The 16009-nt window shown below is 65.4% G+C and carries 18 protein-coding genes; 6 read left to right on the forward strand and 12 right to left on the reverse strand.

The genetic code is table 11. The annotated features are described in order from the left end of the window. Nucleotides 1–55: 55 nt before the first annotated feature. Nucleotides 56–409, reverse strand: coding sequence for a non-heme iron oxygenase ferredoxin subunit (locus tag ACE3SN_RS01705; protein ID WP_374527007.1), 354 nt, complete (start codon nt 407–409; stop codon nt 56–58). A 211-nt stretch (nt 410–620) separates the two neighbouring features. On the opposite strand from ACE3SN_RS01705, the gene ACE3SN_RS01710 reads away from it, so the two are divergent. From ACE3SN_RS01710 to ACE3SN_RS01735, 6 genes are all read left to right on the forward strand, one after another. Next, entirely contained in the window at nt 621–2018 is a 1398-nt protein-coding gene (locus ACE3SN_RS01710) for a Rieske 2Fe-2S domain-containing protein (RefSeq protein ID WP_374527008.1), read from the forward strand. Then, a complete protein-coding gene (locus tag ACE3SN_RS01715) occupies nt 2015–2509 on the forward strand; it encodes an aromatic-ring-hydroxylating dioxygenase subunit beta (RefSeq protein WP_374527009.1) in 495 nt (164 codons plus the stop codon). The genes ACE3SN_RS01710 and ACE3SN_RS01715 overlap by 4 nt, the downstream gene beginning before the upstream one ends. A 9-nt stretch (nt 2510–2518) precedes the next feature. Further along, entirely contained in the window at nt 2519–3505 is a 987-nt protein-coding gene (locus ACE3SN_RS01720) for a PdxA family protein (protein WP_374527010.1), read from the forward strand. Continuing rightward, nucleotides 3498–4742 carry an NAD(P)/FAD-dependent oxidoreductase gene (locus ACE3SN_RS01725; protein WP_374527011.1) on the forward strand — a complete coding sequence of 415 codons (1245 nt, stop codon included), beginning with the start codon at nt 3498–3500 and terminating at the stop codon, nt 4740–4742. Before ACE3SN_RS01720 ends, ACE3SN_RS01725 begins: the two co-directional genes overlap by 8 nt. Continuing rightward, nucleotides 4739–5194, forward strand: a complete 456-nt coding sequence (locus ACE3SN_RS01730) for a hypothetical protein (protein WP_374527012.1) — start codon at nt 4739–4741, stop codon at nt 5192–5194. The genes ACE3SN_RS01725 and ACE3SN_RS01730 overlap by 4 nt, the downstream gene beginning before the upstream one ends. A 215-nt stretch (nt 5195–5409) precedes the next feature. Continuing rightward, the gene (locus ACE3SN_RS01735; protein WP_374527013.1) at nt 5410–6300 is read left to right on the forward strand and encodes a LysR family transcriptional regulator; all 891 of its coding nucleotides are present in this window, start codon (nt 5410–5412) and stop codon (nt 6298–6300) included. On the opposite strand, the gene ACE3SN_RS01740 is transcribed toward ACE3SN_RS01735, so the two are convergent. From ACE3SN_RS01740 to trbB, 11 genes are read right to left on the reverse strand one after another with little or no spacing between them, the layout of a single operon-like run. Continuing rightward, entirely contained in the window at nt 6288–6515 is a 228-nt protein-coding gene (locus ACE3SN_RS01740) for a DUF2274 domain-containing protein (RefSeq protein WP_374527014.1), read from the reverse strand. The genes ACE3SN_RS01735 and ACE3SN_RS01740 overlap by 13 nt on opposite strands. Then, nucleotides 6512–7717: a TrbI/VirB10 family protein gene (locus ACE3SN_RS01745; RefSeq protein ID WP_374527015.1), complete on the reverse strand. Its 1206-nt coding sequence runs from the start codon at nt 7715–7717 to the stop codon at nt 6512–6514. Before ACE3SN_RS01745 ends, ACE3SN_RS01740 begins: the two co-directional genes overlap by 4 nt. Then, nucleotides 7714–8748 carry a P-type conjugative transfer protein TrbG gene (gene trbG / locus ACE3SN_RS01750; RefSeq protein WP_374527017.1) on the reverse strand — a complete coding sequence of 345 codons (1035 nt, stop codon included), beginning with the start codon at nt 8746–8748 and terminating at the stop codon, nt 7714–7716. Before trbG ends, ACE3SN_RS01745 begins: the two co-directional genes overlap by 4 nt. Continuing rightward, a complete protein-coding gene (gene trbF, locus ACE3SN_RS01755; RefSeq protein WP_374527018.1) occupies nt 8745–9428 on the reverse strand; it encodes a conjugal transfer protein TrbF in 684 nt (227 codons plus the stop codon). The genes trbG and trbF overlap by 4 nt, the downstream gene beginning before the upstream one ends. Nucleotides 9429–9431: 3 nt before the next feature. Then, nucleotides 9432–10748 carry a P-type conjugative transfer protein TrbL gene (gene trbL, locus ACE3SN_RS01760; protein WP_374527019.1) on the reverse strand — a complete coding sequence of 439 codons (1317 nt, stop codon included), beginning with the start codon at nt 10746–10748 and terminating at the stop codon, nt 9432–9434. Nucleotide 10749: 1 nt separating this feature from the next. After that, complete coding sequence (trbK-alt, locus tag ACE3SN_RS01765) at nt 10750–11106, reverse strand: putative entry exclusion protein TrbK-alt (protein WP_374527020.1); 357 nt, start codon at nt 11104–11106, stop codon at nt 10750–10752. A 4-nt stretch (nt 11107–11110) separates the two neighbouring features. Beyond that, entirely contained in the window at nt 11111–11884 is a 774-nt protein-coding gene (gene trbJ / locus ACE3SN_RS01770) for a P-type conjugative transfer protein TrbJ (protein ID WP_374527021.1), read from the reverse strand. 4 nt (nt 11885–11888) lie between these two features. After that, entirely contained in the window at nt 11889–14345 is a 2457-nt protein-coding gene (gene trbE / locus ACE3SN_RS01775; RefSeq protein ID WP_374527022.1) for a conjugal transfer protein TrbE, read from the reverse strand. 4 nt (nt 14346–14349) lie between these two features. Beyond that, nucleotides 14350–14625: a VirB3 family type IV secretion system protein gene (locus ACE3SN_RS01780; protein WP_374527023.1), complete on the reverse strand. Its 276-nt coding sequence runs from the start codon at nt 14623–14625 to the stop codon at nt 14350–14352. Next, on the reverse strand, nt 14625–14945 hold the full coding sequence (locus ACE3SN_RS01785; protein ID WP_374527050.1) for a TrbC/VirB2 family protein: 321 nt from the start codon (nt 14943–14945) through the stop codon (nt 14625–14627). Before ACE3SN_RS01785 ends, ACE3SN_RS01780 begins: the two co-directional genes overlap by 1 nt. 16 nt (nt 14946–14961) lie before the next feature. Then, nucleotides 14962–15939, reverse strand: a complete 978-nt coding sequence (gene trbB, locus ACE3SN_RS01790; protein ID WP_374527024.1) for a P-type conjugative transfer ATPase TrbB — start codon at nt 15937–15939, stop codon at nt 14962–14964. Nucleotides 15940–16009: the final 70 nt, after the last annotated feature.

Consider the following 16009-nt stretch of genomic DNA (forward strand, 5'->3'; position numbering starts at 1 on the left):
TCCAAGTATCCTGGGGAACTGTCGTGTCGGGACCGGACGCCCGCCCGCCTTGTGGTCAGCCGTCCGGCCGGCCCGCGGATCCATCAGGCGAGGCGATGGTAATCCATCCATCCTCGATCTCGACCGGGTAGGTGCGCACGGGCGTCTGGCAGGGAAACACCATCGCTTCGCCGGTACGGATATTGAACGCGCCGCCGTGGAACGGGCACTCGATCTGGCCGCCGTCCTGAAAACCCTCGCTCAGCAATCCGTTGCCGTGGGTGCATTGGTTGTCGGTCACGAAATAGTCGCCGTCGATCTCGTAAACCGCCAGCGACGGAAAACCGTCGAGGTCGATCGCGACGGGCGCGCCTTCCTCCACGTCGGTTGCCGGGCAGAGCCGGACACGATCTGCGGTCGAATTGTGCAAATGCAGGCCTCTGTCTCGCCATGGGCCGGCCTTGCTGGCCGATGCCCTTCGGAACGAGCAATGATGGACTCGGAAATTTTTGTCAAGCCGTAGGATAGTCAGGCAACCTTTCTATACTTGACATAGCTTCAGCGCCTTGGCAGGTTTCGGTTCGGATCGGGGAAAGCCCCGGCGTTGGCCGGGCCTGTCGTCGGCCGTCAAGGTTGAGGAGATGGAGCAGGTGAGCGCTGATATGAATGGCCGGTCCGGTCCGCTTGACCGGATCAGGGACGGGCTGGACGCCTGGCTGCTGAAGGACGAGGCATCGGGCCGCTATCGGCTCGATCGCGAAGTCTTTACCGACCCGGACCTGTTCGAGCTCGAGATGAAATACATCTTCGAGCGCAACTGGGTCTTTGTCGCGCACGAGAGCCAGCTTCCCCATACCAATGACTTCCTGGCGACCTATGTCGGCCGGCAGGCGGTGTTGCTGACGCGCGACCGGCAGGGCAAGCTCGGCTGCTTCATCAATGCCTGTGCGCATCGCGGCGCGCGCGTCTGTCGCCAGCGTCGCGGCAACAGCCGCAACTTCACCTGTCCATTCCATGGCTGGACCTACGGTAGCAACGGCGCGCTGCTCGACGTGACGGACGAGGCGGAAGGCGGTTACGCTCAAGGGTTCGACCGCAAGGATCTGGGGCTCGAACCGGTGGCGCGGCTGGAATCCTATCGCGGCTTCCTTTTCGCCAGCCTTTCGCCCGATGTGCCGCCGCTCACCGATTATCTCGCGGGGGCGACGACATTCATCGACCTGCTGATTGACCAATCCCCGACCGGCGAGCTGGAAGTGCTGCGCGGTTCCACGCGCTATACCTACAACGGGAACTGGAAACTGCAGGCCGAGAACGGGCTCGATGGCTATCACGTGGGCTCAGTTCACGGCAACTACGTGATGACGGTGATGCGCCGGGTCAGCGGCGATTCGTCGAATGACACGCGCACATTCGACTTCACCAAGGTGCCGCAGGCAGAAGGCGGCTTCTTCTCCTTCGACCATGGCCATGCGGTGCTGTGGGTCGACTATGCCAATTACCGCGACCGGCCGAATTTCGAGCTGCTCGAGGTGCTGCGCGAAAAGCGGGGCGAGCAGAAGGCGAAGTGGATGACCGAGCGGCTGCGCAACCTGCTGCTGTTCCCCAACCTGTTCCTCATGGACCAGACCAGCACGCAGTTGCGCATCATCCGGCCGATCTCGGTCGACGAGACCGAAGTGACGACCTATTGCATCGCGCCGGTCGGCGAGAGCGCCAGGGCGCGGGCAATCCGCATCCGCCAGTACGAGGATTTCTTCAACGCCAGCGGCATGGCGACGCCGGACGATCTGGCCGAGTTCAACAACTGCCAGATCGGCTTCGGCCGTGGCGGGGGGCGTTACAACGACATGTCGCGCGGTGCTGTGCGCTGGGTGCAGGGGGCGGGCAAGTATGGCGCGGACCTGAACGTCAACGCGGTGATGAGCAGTTCGGCGCCGGCGGACGAGGGCCTCTACATCTCGATCCACGACGACTGGGCGAACCGGATGAAGGCCGCCGTCGACCGGGAAATGCTCGACCGGGAGGACGCGGAATGAGTGTCGACGATGCCGGCTGGTTGTCGGTGCAGCGGTTTCTGGCGCGCGAGGCGCTGGCGCTCGATGACAAGGACTGGGACGCCTGGCTGGCGCTCTACCTGCCCGAAGCGGAATACTGGGTGCCCGCCTGGGACGATCTCGGTGGGCTCACCACCGATCCGCAGACCGAGATCTCGCTCATCTACTACCCCAATCGCGGCGGCCTGGAAGATCGGGTCTTCCGCATCCGCACCGGCCGGTCTTCCGCGACCATGCCGCTGATGCGGACCTGCCACACGTTCACTCTGCTCGATGTCGAACAGCGTGACGGTGGGGTGCGCGCCCGGACGTCATGGACCGTGCAGTCGTTCCGCGAGACGGACACGCTCACCTACTTCGGGCATGCGGATTATGATCTGGCGAAGCACGACGAGGGATGGCGGATTGCGCGCAAGAAGACGATCGTCCTCAACGACATCGCCCGCTCGCTGCTCGACATCTACAGCATCTAGGCGGCTGGCATGATGGACCCGCATCGTCCGGTCGTGGGGACGGTCATCGGCGATCCCGCCGGTATCGGGCCGGAAGTCGTCGCCATGGCGCTGACCAGCGGCCGCGTGCACGCCTGCTCGGTCCCGCTGCTGATCGGAAGCGCCGCCGCGATGGAGCGCGCGGTCATGGCGACCGGCGGCACTGCGCGGGTCCGCGCGATGCGCAGCGTCGAGCCGCTGAGCGACGATCCCGCGATCATCGACATCCTCGATACCGGCGCGCTGCCGGACGATGATCTGCCGCTGGGCGAAGACACCGCGCGTGGTGGCGAGGCGACGGCGCAGTGGCTCGACGAGATGGACCGGCTAGCGCGCGACGGGACCATCGCGGCCACCGTGCTTGCCCCTATCAGTACCGGATCGCTCAAGCAGGTCGGCAAGCTTTCCAAGGTCATCAGTCCGGCGCCGGGCGAGACCTATCTGGTGCTCGTCACCGGGCCGTTGCGTGTCGCGCACCTGACCGACCACATGCCGCTGCGGCAGGTCTGCGAGATCATCACCCCCGACCTGATCCTGCGCGCGTTGCGTGCGCTTGATGCGGCGATGCGCGGTTGGGGACTACCACGGCGACGAATCGCGGTTGCGGGACTCAATCCACACGCCGCGGGCAGCGAGGAGCTTGACGGCATTGCGCCCGGCATCGAACGCGCGCGCGCCGAGGGGATCGACGCCATTGGCCCGGAGAGCCCCGACGCGGTGTTCCGCCAGTGCATCGAGGGCCGGTATGACATGGTGCTCGCGATGTATCACGACCAGGGACACATCGCGGTCAAGACTTGGGGCTTTTCCGGCAACAGCGTGATCATGGTCGGCGCGCCCTACATCCATGTCTCCGTCGCGCACGGCACCGCCTACGACATCGTCGGAACGGGCAAGGCCGATCCGGCGATGATGCTCAATGCGATGCGCATCGGCGGCACGCTCGCGAGCGGCGCGGGCTTCCCGGACGATGTCTGACAGCGTTCCCGAAAGCATCGCGATCGTCGGCGCCAACCTTGCCGGCGGCCGTGCCGCGGAGGAGCTGCGACGGTCTGGGTACGAAGGCAGGCTGGTGCTGATCGGGGAAGAACCCTGGCCGCCCTACGAACGCCCGCCGTTGTCCAAGGAATTCCTGTGGAACGGCGGCGTGCCGCCCGACCCCTTCTTCCTGCACGACGAGGCTTGGTATCGCAACAATGCCATCGACGTGCGGCTTGGCATGCGGGCCGACGCGCTCGATCTGGCCGGCGGCGGCGTGCAGCTCGCATCGGGAGAACTGGTCCGCGCCGATCGCATCATGCTGGCGACCGGTGCAAGCGCGCGGCGCTTGCCTGTTGCCGGTGCTGAGGCCGAAAACGTTCATCACCTGCGTACCCGAAGCGATGCCGAAGGACTGGTCGCCGCGCTGAGGCCCGGCGCGCGCATCGTCGTCGTCGGGATGGGTGTCATCGGTGCCGAAATCGCCGCGAGTGCGCGCAAGCTCGGCTGCGAGGTCACTGCTATCGAGCCGGGGGCTGCACCGATGGCGCGGATGCTGGGCGCGCGCTTCGGGACCTGGCTGGCCGGGCTGCACGAAGCACAGGGTGTGTCGCTGCGGCTGGGCGTCGTGCCCGAGGCACTGGTGGTCGACGACGGCTGGGTGCGGGCGGTCGATTGCTCGGACGGCAGCCGCGTGGACTGCGACGCGGTCGTGGTCGGCATCGGCGTCGCGCCGCGCGTGGAACTGGCGCGCGCCGCGGGCATCGCGACCGGCAACGGGATCATCGTCGACCGGGCCTGTCGCACCAGCCACCCCGCTGTCTTCGCCGCGGGCGACGTTGCCGATCAGCCCGGCTTCTTCGGCGGACGGGCGCGGCTCGAAACCTTTCAGAACGCATCCGATCAGGCGACGGCGGCGGCGCAGGCGATGCTGGGCCGTCCGGTCGAATACGTGAGCTCGGGCTGGGCCTGGACCGACCAGTACGACGTCAATCTCCAGGTCGTCGGACGGGTCGGGGACGGTTTGTCCACGGTCATCAGGGGCTCTGCCGAAGCGCGCGATTTCTCGGTCTTCTGCCTTGAAGGAAATGTCGTGGTAGGCGCGTTGACGGTCAATCGCCCGCGCGACATGAGCGCCGGCCGCCGTATGGTTGAGCGCCGTCATGTCGTGGACCGGGCGATGCTGGCGGACGAGGCGGTTCCTCTCATGCAGGTGCTCAAGGCGGCCCGCGGGTGATGCCGCCCGAACGAACGATCCTCGCGCTGCTGCTTGAGCCGCTTGCGGTTCGCGGCAAGACCTTGCCCAATCGAATCATCATGTCGCCGATGTCGCGCACGATTTCGCCCGATGATGTGCCGGGGGCAGGCCTAGCCGATTTCTATGCCAAGCTCGCCGAAGGCGGCGTTGGCACGATATTCACTGAAGCCGCGCGAATCGAACACATCGGTGCGATCGGTTACATCGGGCTCAGCGACAACATTGCGCCGTACACTGGGCAGCACCTGCATGATAGCGAGCATCATCGAGAGGTGCTCGCTGTGTTTTCTGGCCCGGCCACAACCGATGGCCAAGCAGCTACTGAAACCGGTGAACCGACACCGCGAAGTGCTGAGGCTACGGTTTCGTCGAAGCCAGCCATCGAGGTCTGGTACAATGAAACGACACTCAGCCCGACACAAGCAGCCTAGTCGACATCCTCGAAGAACTACGACGTCACGATCATTGCAGTCGCGCGATCGTTCACACCGCCGGCATTACGTGAAGCGGCATTCTGCGGACGCGTGGCTTACTGTGCGATGGCAGTGCCAGACCTGCATTGAGCGATTGCGCCGGCTTCTATTGCGGCAACGATTGCGTTGTTGACGCGGGTATGAGTGTTACGAGCCATTGGTAGGGTATGTGCATGGAACTTCGGCAACTGCGATATGCCGTGACAACTGCCGATACGCAGAGCTTTTCGCGGGCGGCTGACATGCTCAAAGTGAAGCAATCAACTTTGAGCCGACGAGTCATGCAATTGGAGCACAGGCTGGGAATAAAGCTGTTCGAACGGACTACGCGTGGTGCAGAGCCGACCGAGACGGGACGAGTCTTCCTGGAGGCTGCGCGTCGCATCCTGATCGACGTAGAGGACCTCCAAACGACTGCTCGCGCGGTAAACAGTGGCGAACATGGGCGACTTACGATCGGGTATTGCTCGTCGCTCATGGCCGGCCCGTTGAGACTTGCGTTCTCAGACTATTTGACGCGATATCCCGACGTCCAGTTCGATGGAATCGAAGCTGGAACAGAGAAACTCTTGAACGGCCTGCAAGCGCGTACGATCGATGTTGTGATTGCGCCGGCGGGAAATGAACAAAGCGATGTTCAGACGCGCCCGCTTTGGTCCGAGCGCCTGATGGCCGTCCTGACCGGCGAAAACCGGCTGCACGAGAACAAACGCATCTATTGGCAGGATCTCCGCCGCGAAGTGTTCGTTGTGCCGTCGAACGGCATTGGCCCGAACCTCGCCAACCTGCTTTCCGCACGTTTGTCTGAGCAGGGCTATCGCCCCAAGATCGTCATCCAGGACACCAGTCTCGAAAGCGCGATCAGCATGGTCGCAGTCAATCGTTACATCACAATCGCGACCGAGGCCTCGCAGGGCGTGACCTGGCCCAACCTCCACTTCCGCGAAATCTATGATCCCAGCGGTCCGGCGCGCCTCGAATTCGCGCTCTATTGGCGCGAGGGCAACCAAAATCCCGCGCTCCTGCGCTTCTTCGAACTGATTGAGGAACGCTACCCGGGCTGAGCGGCGCGCCGGGCCTTGGCAAAGCTGCGATCGGTGGCGATGAACCGCTCTATCATTGGCGGAATCAACCTTTCTGGCGTGGGAGCTCCCTTAGCTTCTCCGCAATTGAGAACCGTGCCATAGGCGAGCAGCTCCCGGTTCAACCGCGCTGAGACCTCCACCGTGAGGCGCACGGGCTTCTCGTCTGCAAGATCGGCCAGCTTCAATCGAGTCATTGCCTGCCTCCCAGAGCCAGGTCGCGGGTCACCAGCACGCGGACCGGATAACCGGGGCGAATCGTGATTGTCGGCCTGACTTGCAGCTCGCGGCTTACAATCTGCTCGCCGGCCCGGTTGGCGCTGTCCTGGCTCCCTCGGCGCAAGGCGCGCGTCAGACTGCTATCGCTGCCCGAGCCAAGTTCCGATCCGACACCGAGCAAGGTAGAGACCAGCGCCGCCTTGAGCACACCGCCCCAATGATAGTCTGTGCCGTCCTGCAAGCCGGCATAGCCGCGCGGGTCGGACGCGGGCTGGCGTTCGAGCACGATAGAGCGGCCATCGGGGAAGATTAGCCGGTTCCAGGCGAGCAGGATCCGGCTTTGCCCGAACGCGACATCGGCATCATAATCGCCGATCAGCCGCGAGCCCTGTGGAATGAGCAGGATGCGCCCGGTCGGGCTGTCATAGACATTCTGGGTGACCTGTGCGGTCACCAGGCCCGGCAGGTCGGAGCGGATGCCGGTGATCAGCGCTGCCGGAATGACCGAACCCGCCTGCAGGATCGAAGGCGATGCCAGCCCAGTCAGCCGCTCGGCCGACACGGTGCGCCGGTCGCTGGCCCGTTCCAGAAACGCCTGCTTGCGGGCAGCATCGGACTGCGACGCATCGGACGGCGTTGCAGGTGGGGCCTCAGCGGGCGGCGGAAGTCCGACCAGTCCACCACTCCCACTTCCCGGCGACCCGCCGCCGAAGAACAGGCGACTGCTGCGCGCGGCTTCACGTTCCTGTTCGGCACGCTGGCGGGCAGCATCGGCGGCAGTGGCTGCGGGGCCCGCCGGAGCCAGAGGTGGTTGCGCTCCGATCGGCGGCAGGGCTGCTACGTCCCCGCGTCGCTGGGCATCGAGGATCGGTTTACCGAGATCGCCGGGTAGAGGCGGCCCAAGCTTGGGTACCTGGCCGTAATCCTTGGGTGCACCCGCGAGGTTGTCGGCCACCGCAACGCCATCGGTGTTGTAGAGTTCCTCCGCGTTCTTCCGGCCTGCAGGCTGGAGCGCATAGATCAGCGCACCGCCGACCAGTGCAAAGCCACAAGCTGAGGCGATGCCGATGGCTTTCCTCGATAGCCGCATCACGCGCGGCGGATCGCCGCGCAGCTTGACCGCTGCATCGGGATCGACGGACACTGGCTCGGCGCGTTCGTCCTGGTCCTCGCCCGTCATGCCCGCCCCCGCCGATTGGAGACGATTCGTACCGTCTGCTGGCCCTTGCGTCCGCCAAGGCGCAGTTCGGCGCGGGCGAACAGCCGATCGACGATCATGTAGCGGCCAGAGACGCGATAGTTGACCAGTTCAGCTTCGCCTTTGGCGCCGATCACGAACAGCGGCGGCAGTTCGCCTTGGGCGATGCTCTCGGGGAACTCGACGAACACGCGCACCCCGTCGTCGAAGGCGCGCAGCGGTCGCCATTCGGGCCGGTCACCCTCGATCGCATAGCGGAAATTGAGCAGCGACAAGTCCATGCCTGCCGCCACCGGTGCCGCGCGTTCGGCTTCGGCGCGCACCTGGCGCAAGGCAATCAGTTGATCCTGCGGGTAGGTCCAGGAGACCGACGCCATGTAGACCGACGGGTTTGCGCGCAGCTCGAGGTGGTAGGTCCGCCGGTCGGTGTTGATTACAAGGTTGGTCGCTATGTCGGGCCGGATGGGCTTGACCAGAATGTGGACCCGGGCGGCGGGGCCGATGCCGCTCACCGTATCGCCGATCATCCAGCGAACCGTATCCCCGGCCGCGACCGGGCCGGAACCAACCAGCTGCTCTCCTTCTTGCAGCGCGATGTCGCTGACCTGTCCGGGCTTGGCGTAGATCTGGTAGAGCGCGCCTTCTGTGAAGGGGAAGACCTGGATCGCGTTGATAAACCCTGTGCGCTCGGGCTGGATGCGTGCCGCCTCCATCGCCGCTCCCACCCTGTCCTGGAGAGTGGGGCGACTCTGGGACGGGCGGGAGCGGCCCGCAGCGTGGGGAGGGGTGCGCTGCGGAAACGCTTTGAGCTGACCGGGAAGTGGCAGCGGCACGGGGATCGCAACCACATCGGGCTTGGGATAGGTCGCCTGCGGTGCCTCATTGGGAGCCGCAGGCGATGCAGGCTGGTGCGTTGTTCGATCTTGGGCCTGCGTAGGGGAAGCAAGCGCCGTGCTTGCGGCAAGCACGGCGGCGGCGACGCGGCGGTTCGCCGCAAAAAGTTTGCTGATCATGATCCGAGTTCCTTCGACCAGTTGATGGCGTTGACGAAAATGCCGAGCGGGTTCTTGCGCAGGGCATCGGGAGTGCGGGGGACCTGAACGACGATCGTCAGGATCGCGGTCCAGCGGCTCGTTTCGGCAAGGCTGCCGTCGCGGTAGCGGCGTTCGACCCAGGCGACACGGAAGCTCGTCGGCGAGGCGCGGATAACGCTCGTCACGTCCACTCCGACCTGTTCCCGCCCGATCAGGGCGAACGGATCGTTGGTCCGCGCATAGTCGTTGAGCGCGAGCGCGCCCTTGTCGGTGGCGAAGTCATAGGCGCGCAACCAGTTCTGCCGGACGATGATCGGATCGTCGGGCACGGCCCGGACCTGCTCGATGAACCGCGCCAGATGGAACGCGACCTGCGGGTCCGAGGGCGTGTAGCCGACATCAGCGGGGGCGACGGCCTGCGCCTCGCCGAGCTTGTCTACCTGGACCACCCAGGGCACGATCAATCCGCGCGCGCCCTGCCAGATGATCCCGACGGTGAGGAGGCCCGTGAGCCCGAGCGCACCGAAGAAGGCAAGCCGCCAGCTGCGCGCCTGGACGCGGGCCGAGCCAATCCGGTCATCCCAGACCTGTGCAGCGCGCTGGTAGGGTGTTTCGGGTTCGGGGGTCTTGCCGTAGCGGATCGAGGGTCGTCGAAACATGCGTCAGTCCTTTTCGGAAGTGTCGATGGAAGCCCCGCCGCCATGGCTGTCGCCGGACTTGAGCGTGTGGGCGGCGATGGTGGCGCCGTGCGCGATGGTCTGCCGGTCCTTCATCGCCTTGGCCCATGCAGGCTTGCCTTGATCGGCATCGGCGGGCGGCTTGGGCGGCGTATTGCGTCCGGGCGTAATCGTGCCGCCGGTGTTGGTTATCGCGGCGCGGCTGCCTTCGCGGAACGACTGTTTCATGCCGTCACCTGCCTTGCGCAGCGGTGAGGTCGCCACACCGACGGCGGCGTCGCCGACCGCAGTCATGCCAGAGCCGACTGCAGCTGCGCCTGATTTACCTGCCGAGCCCAGTGCATAGGCCATGGTGGCCCCGCCCGCGGCGCGCGAAGTGCCGTGCGCCACGTTGGATGCGGCACTGGCGACCGCGCCGCCGGCCATCCGCGCGCCGGCAACCGCACCGGCTGCGGCACCGCCAGCAAGCAGCGCGGTTCCTGCGGCAGCACCTGCTCCCAGCTGCGGTCCGCCCGAGACGATGCCATTGGCAATGCCGGGGCCGAAGATGCCGAGACCGAGCAGCGACAGGCTGGCGAGCACGATCGACAGCGCATCCTCGATGGTGGGTTCGGCGCCGATCGCGCTGGTAAATTCGGTGAAGATGGTCGAACCGATGCCGACGATCACCGCGAGGACGAGCACCTTGATGCCGGATGAGACGACATTGCCGAGCACCCGTTCGGCCATGAACGCGGTCTTGCCGAACAACCCGAACGGGATCAGCACAAAGCCGCAAAGCGTTGTCAGCTTGAACTCGATCAGGGTGATGAACAGCTGGATTGCAAGGATGAAGAAGGCGATGATCACGATCGCCCAGGCGAGCAGCAGGATCACAATCTGCAGGAAGTTCTCGAAGAAGCTGACGAACCCCATCAAGTCCGAGATCGCGTCGATCAACGGGCGGGCGGCATCCATTCCGACCTGCGCCACCCGGCCCGGTTGTAGCAGCTCGGCAGCGGTAAAGCCGGTGCCGCTGGCCTTGAGGCCCAATCCGGCGAAGCTCTCGAACACGATGCGTGCAAGGTTGTTCCAGTTGCCGATGATGTAAGCGAACACGCCGACAAACAGTGTCTTCTTGACGAGGCGCGCGAGCACGTCGTCCGTCTCGCCCCAGGACCAGAACAGGGCGGCGAGCGTCACGTCGATGACGATCAGCGTGGTCGCGATAAACGCGACCTCCCCCGACAGGAGCCCGAACCCACTGTCGATATAGCGTGAGAAGATGTCGAGGAAGTGGTCGACGACGCCGGTGCCACCCATGTCAACGGCCTCCGGTTCCGGACGGCACGACGACCGGTTGTGACTGGGATGGCCGCCCGGAATTGCCGATCATCGGACTGGCTTGCGGGAATCGTTCCATGGGTCGCGCGCCGGGAGCCAGAAAACGGTGCCGATTCTCGGCCCAGGCCAGACGGCATTCGTTAGTTGTTTCGGCAAGCTGACCGAGTTCGGAGCAAAGCCGCAGCATTTCCGGCAATGGATCGCCATCGGGTTCGTTGACGGTGACTGCCTCGGTGAGCTCAGGCTTGCGCTCTTCGCGCAGCTGGAGCGCGGTCGTTGTCAGCGCAATGGCAACGAAGGCTACCGCCCCGATCCGCGCGAAGAGCTTGGTGTCCATCGTCTCAGTTCCGGAACATCTGAGCGGTGGTCGGGACATAGCCCCGTCCTGGCGCAAGGAAGCGGCGGAGTTGCTCGCGCGCCTGCGCCTTGGCGGCGGCATCGTTGGCGGCATCGAGTGTCTGTGCCCGGCCCATTGCCGTGACACTGGCGATGAGGTCGGTGAGCTGCTGCGACTGGACGGCGAGCAACTGATTGCCGGCTTGTGCTGCCTGCAGCGCGCCCGTTGCCGATTGGCTCGCGGTGACGATATCGTTCACCGCGCTCCGGGTGCCTTCGATGTTGGCGACGGCGCCGGCCTGCACCTTCAGCGCATCTTCGAAGGCGGCGACGCTGTTCTGCCAGCGCCCCTCCGCGCCATCGACCATCGCGCGTTGCGGCGCGGTCAGGTCCATCGACTTGTACTGCCGCAAGAACTCGGTCTGGATCTGCTGGACGTTGTAGGCCATCCGCTGCGCTTCACCGAGCAGTTGCTGGGTCTGCCGGATCTGCTGCTGGAGCGGCGCGAGTACGCTGGTCGGCAGGCTGGCGAGGTTGCGCGCCTCGTTGATCAGCGATGTCGCCTGGTTCTGCAGCTGCCGGATCTGGTTGTTGATCTGCTCGAGCGTGCGCGCGGCGGTCAGCACGTTCTGCGCGTAGTTCGAAGGATCGTAAACGATCCCGCCAAACTGGGCATAGGCCGGCGCAGGGACGAGCGCGGTGACGGTCATCGACAGCACGGCGGTGCCGGCGGCGAGCATCTGGCGGAAACCCAGAGACTTTTGGGGACGCGACTTCATGGCATTACTCCTTTGGTTGGCCCAATTGGGCGGGGACAATGGGATCGGGGTCTGGGAGCATGTCAGCGGCCCAGCCGAGGCCGCGATGGCGCAGCCAGGCGGCAGCGAAGCCTGCTGGCCCAAGCGCTTCGGTCAGTTCGGCAATCGCCAGCTGGTCGGTCTTCGACGAGGTGGCGGTGAAGGCGAGCGCAACTTCGCCCAGTCCCAGCTCGAACAGCCGGTTGCCGCGCGCCGACTGGCAGTAATAGTCGCGCTTGGGGGTCGCCCGTGCGACGATCTCGATCTGCCGGTCGTTGAGCCCGAAGCGACGATAGATGCTCAAGATTTGCGGCTCGACTGCGCGCTCATTGGGCAGGAAGATGCGGGTTGGGCAACTTTCGATGATGGCTGGCGCAATCGCCGAAGTCTCGACGTCAGCAAGGCTTTGGGTCGCAAAGACAACGCTTGCATTCTTCTTGCGCAGCGTCTTCAGCCATTCGCGCAACTGCGCGGCGAATGCGGGACTGTCGAGCACTAGCCAGCCCTCGTCGATGATGATCATCGTCGGCGAGCCGTCGAGCCTCCCCTCGATCCGGTGGAACAGGTAGGATAGCACGGCGGGCGCTGCCGCCGATCCGGTCAGGCCTTCGGTCTCGAAGGCCTGGAAGCTGGCTTCGCCCAGATGTTCGACTTCGGCATCAAGTAGCCGCCCGAAAGGACCGCCAATGCAATAGGGCGCGAGCGCCTGTTTCAGTGCCTGCGACTGGAGCAGCACCGCAAGGCCGGTCAGCGTGCGCTCGCCGATTGGTGCAGTTGCAAGCGAAGACAGCGCCGACCAGAGATGCTCCTTGGTGGCAGGATCGACCGTGACGCCCTCGGCGGCCAGGATCGCCTGCAGCCATTCGGCTGCCCAGTTGCGCTCGGCAGGTTCATTGATCCGTGCCAGCGGCTGCAACAGCACCGCGCCGACACCATCATCGGCCAGACTGGCTCCCAAATCCTGCCAGTCGCCGCCGCAGGCGAGAGCGGCCGCCCGGATCGAACCGCCGAAATCAAAGGCGAAAACCTGGGCGCGATCGTAGCGGCGGAACTGCAAGGCCATCAGCGCGAGCAGCACCGATTTGCCCGCTCCGGTTGGCCCGACGATTAGCGTATGGCCGACATCGCCGACATGGAGCGAAAACCGGAATGGGGTCGAACCTTCGGTCCGCGCATAGAAGAGCGGGGCGCTGCGGAAATGCTCATCCCATTCCGGCCCGGCCCACACCGCCGAGAGCGGGATCATGTGGGCAAGATTGAGCGTGGAGATCGGGGGCTGACGGACATTGGCATAGACATGGCCGGGGAGCGAGCCGAGCCAGGCCTCGACCGAGTTCATACCTTCGGCGATCACGGTGAAATCGCGGCCCTGGATGATCTTCTCGACGAGGCGCAGCTTCTCGGCGGCAAGCGCAGCGTCCTCGTCCCAGACGGTGACGGTCGCGGTGACATAGGCCTGGCCGACATGATCGGCGCCCAATTCTTGCAGCGCCGCGTCGGCATCGGCCGCCTTGTTCGAGGCATCGCTATCAACCAGGACCGAAGTCTCGTTGGTCATCACCTCCTTGATGATCGCGCCCAACGACTTGCGCTTGGCGAACCATTGCCGCCGGATCTTGCCGAGAAGCTGAGTCGCATCGGTCTTGTCGAGCATCACCGCGCGGGTCGACCAACGATAGGCGAAGGCGAGCCGATTGAGCTCGTCGAGCAGGCCCGGAAAGGTCGCGCTCGGAAACCCGACCACGGTGAGTGTGCGCAGATGCGCACGGCCCAGGCGCGGTTCGAGTCCGCCGGTGAGCGGCTCGTCAGTGAGCAGCGCGTCGAGATGCATCGGCGTTTCGGGCACGCGGACCCGATGGTTGCGGGTCGAGATGCAACTGTGAAGATAGGTCAGCGTCTCGCTGTCATCGAGCCAGGCGACCTCGGGAACGAAGCCTTCGACTAGGCGCAGCAGCCGGTCGGTGCGGTCGATGAAGAGGTCGAGCAGCTCCTTCGGGTTGATGCCCTTCTCGGCCTTGCCCTCGTAGAGCCAGCTCTCGGCGCGTGCGGCGTCTTCGGCGGGCGGCATCCATAGAAGGGTGAGAAAATACCGGCTCTCAAAATGCGCACCTTCCTCGGCGAACTGCGCAGCGCGTTCGCGCTCGACCAGCGCCGAGGCCGGATCGGGAAAGTCGCTTTCCGGATAGTCCTGCGCTGGGCGGCGCACCGCCTCGACGAAGATTGCCCAACCCGAGCCCAGACGCCGCAGTGCGCTGTTGAGCCGGGCCGTCGTCGCGATCAGTTCGGCAGGCGTGGCGCTGTCGAGGTCCGGCCCCCGGAAGCGCGCCGAACGCTGGAAGCTACCGTCCTTGTTGAGCACGACGCCCGGTGCGACCAGCGCCGCCCAGGGCAGGAAGTCTGCAAGCCGGTCGGCCTTGTCTCTGTATTCGCGAAGCGAGAGCATTGGCTCAGACCCTCAGATAGGTTGGAAAGCGCAGATGCCGCCGAGCGACATCGACGAACTGGGGATCGCGCCGCGCCGCCCAGACCGAGACCGCATGGCCAAGCGCGAAGATCACCACGCCCGCGATCCACAGCCGCAGGCCCAGCCCGATCGCGGCGGCCAGCGTCGCATTCGCGATCGCAAGGCCCCGCGGTGCGCCGCCGAGCAGGATATGCTCGGTCAGCGCGCGGTGAACCGGGACGACAAAGCCGGGCACAGCTTCGGGCGGCGCGGTTTCCATCAGACGAGCGCTCCGCCGCCGAACGAGAAGAACGACAGGAAGAAGGACGAGGCGGCGAAGGCGATCGACAGGCCGAACACGATCTGGATCATCCGGCGCGCACCGCCCGAGGTGTCGCCGAACGCGAGCGCAAGGCCGGTGGCGATGATGATCATGACCGCGACGATCTTGGCGACCGGTCCCTGGATCGATTCGAGGATCGACTGGAGCGGCGCTTCCCACGGCATTGACGAACCCGCCGCATGGGCGGGCGTCGCCACGGAAAGGGCAATGAAGCCGCCGAGCATGGCAGCGGACAGGCGGTCACGGGCGCGCGAAATGGTCTGGAACACGAGTTCAATCTCCTTGGGCTTGGGGGGTGACGGGAAGGATGCGGTAGTCGCCTCGGCTATCGAGCCCGGTGACCTCGGCGAGTTCGGCGAGCCGCCGCCCGGTTCCGTCGCGGACCAGCACGGCGATGACGTCGATGGTCTCGGCAATGAGCGCGCGCGGCACGGTCACCACGCTTTCCTGGATCAGCTGTTCCATGCGCCGCAGGGTGCCGAGCGCTGATCCGGCATGGATCGTTCCAACCCCGCCGGGATGGCCGGTGCCCCAGGCTTTGAGCAGGTCGAGCGCTTCAGCGCCGCGCACCTCGCCGATGGGGATACGGTCGGGCCGCAGGCGCAGGGCGGAGCGGACCAGGTCGGAGAGGGTGGCAACGCCGTCCTTGGTGCGCAGCGATACGAGGTTAGGTGCGGCGCATTGCAGCTCGCGGGTATCCTCGATCAGGACCACCCGGTCGTCGGTCTTGGCAACTTCGGCGAGCAGCGCGTTGGTTAGTGTGGTCTTGCCGGTCGATGTGCCGCCGGCGACCAGAATGTTCTTGCGGCCCGCAACCGCGCGGGCCAGCGCGTCAGCCTGCCAACGATCCATGATCCCTGCGGCGACGTAGTCGGCGAGCGCGAACACCGCTACGGCGGGCTTACGGATGGCGAAGCTGGGCGCGGCCACGACCGGCGGCAACAGCCCCTCGAACCGCTCCCCCGTCTCGGGTAGCTCGGCCGAAACCCGCGGGGCTTTGGCATGGACCTCGGTCCCAACATGGTGCGCGACCAGGCGGATGATCCGCTCGCCATCGGCGGCGGACATTCCGCTCCCCGTATCGGCGATCCCGGTTCCCAGCCGGTCGATCCACAGCCGCCCGTCGGGATTGAGCATGACCTCGATGACCGAGGCGTCTTCAAGCCAGGCGGCAATCTCCGGCCCGAGCGCCGTGCGCAGCATACGCGCGCCGCGCGATGATGCTTGGCTTTGGATCGGGATGACGCTCATGAAATGCCTCGTGTGCGCGGAGCAACCGACCATCGGCTGCGCTCGCGAGGCAGATCAAAAGGGCATCAGA

This window comes from Novosphingobium sp. (assembly GCF_041915465.1).
GTDB lineage: Bacteria > Pseudomonadota > Alphaproteobacteria > Sphingomonadales > Sphingomonadaceae > Novosphingobium.

Bases quoted from the DNA above. Each gene is read 5' to 3' on its own strand.
- ACE3SN_RS01710 (WP_374527008.1), top strand. From the start codon at position 621: ATGGAGCAGGTGAGCGCTGATATGAATGGCCGGTCCGGTCCGCTTGAC.
- ACE3SN_RS01715 (WP_374527009.1), top strand. From the start codon at position 2,015: ATGAGTGTCGACGATGCCGGCTGGTTGTCGGTGCAGCGGTTTCTGGCG.
- ACE3SN_RS01720 (WP_374527010.1), top strand. From the start codon at position 2,519: ATGATGGACCCGCATCGTCCGGTCGTGGGGACGGTCATCGGCGATCCC.
- ACE3SN_RS01725 (WP_374527011.1), top strand. From the start codon at position 3,498: ATGTCTGACAGCGTTCCCGAAAGCATCGCGATCGTCGGCGCCAACCTT.
- ACE3SN_RS01735 (WP_374527013.1), top strand. From the start codon at position 5,410: ATGGAACTTCGGCAACTGCGATATGCCGTGACAACTGCCGATACGCAG.
- ACE3SN_RS01740 (WP_374527014.1), bottom strand. From the start codon at position 6,515: ATGACTCGATTGAAGCTGGCCGATCTTGCAGACGAGAAGCCCGTGCGC.
- ACE3SN_RS01745 (WP_374527015.1), bottom strand. From the start codon at position 7,717: ATGACGGGCGAGGACCAGGACGAACGCGCCGAGCCAGTGTCCGTCGAT.
- trbG (WP_374527017.1), bottom strand. From the start codon at position 8,748: ATGATCAGCAAACTTTTTGCGGCGAACCGCCGCGTCGCCGCCGCCGTG.
- trbF (WP_374527018.1), bottom strand. From the start codon at position 9,428: ATGTTTCGACGACCCTCGATCCGCTACGGCAAGACCCCCGAACCCGAA.
- trbL (WP_374527019.1), bottom strand. From the start codon at position 10,748: ATGGGTGGCACCGGCGTCGTCGACCACTTCCTCGACATCTTCTCACGC.
- trbK-alt (WP_374527020.1), bottom strand. From the start codon at position 11,106: ATGGACACCAAGCTCTTCGCGCGGATCGGGGCGGTAGCCTTCGTTGCC.
- trbJ (WP_374527021.1), bottom strand. From the start codon at position 11,884: ATGAAGTCGCGTCCCCAAAAGTCTCTGGGTTTCCGCCAGATGCTCGCC.
- trbE (WP_374527022.1), bottom strand. From the start codon at position 14,345: ATGCTCTCGCTTCGCGAATACAGAGACAAGGCCGACCGGCTTGCAGAC.
- ACE3SN_RS01780 (WP_374527023.1), bottom strand. From the start codon at position 14,625: ATGGAAACCGCGCCGCCCGAAGCTGTGCCCGGCTTTGTCGTCCCGGTT.
- trbB (WP_374527024.1), bottom strand. From the start codon at position 15,939: ATGAGCGTCATCCCGATCCAAAGCCAAGCATCATCGCGCGGCGCGCGT.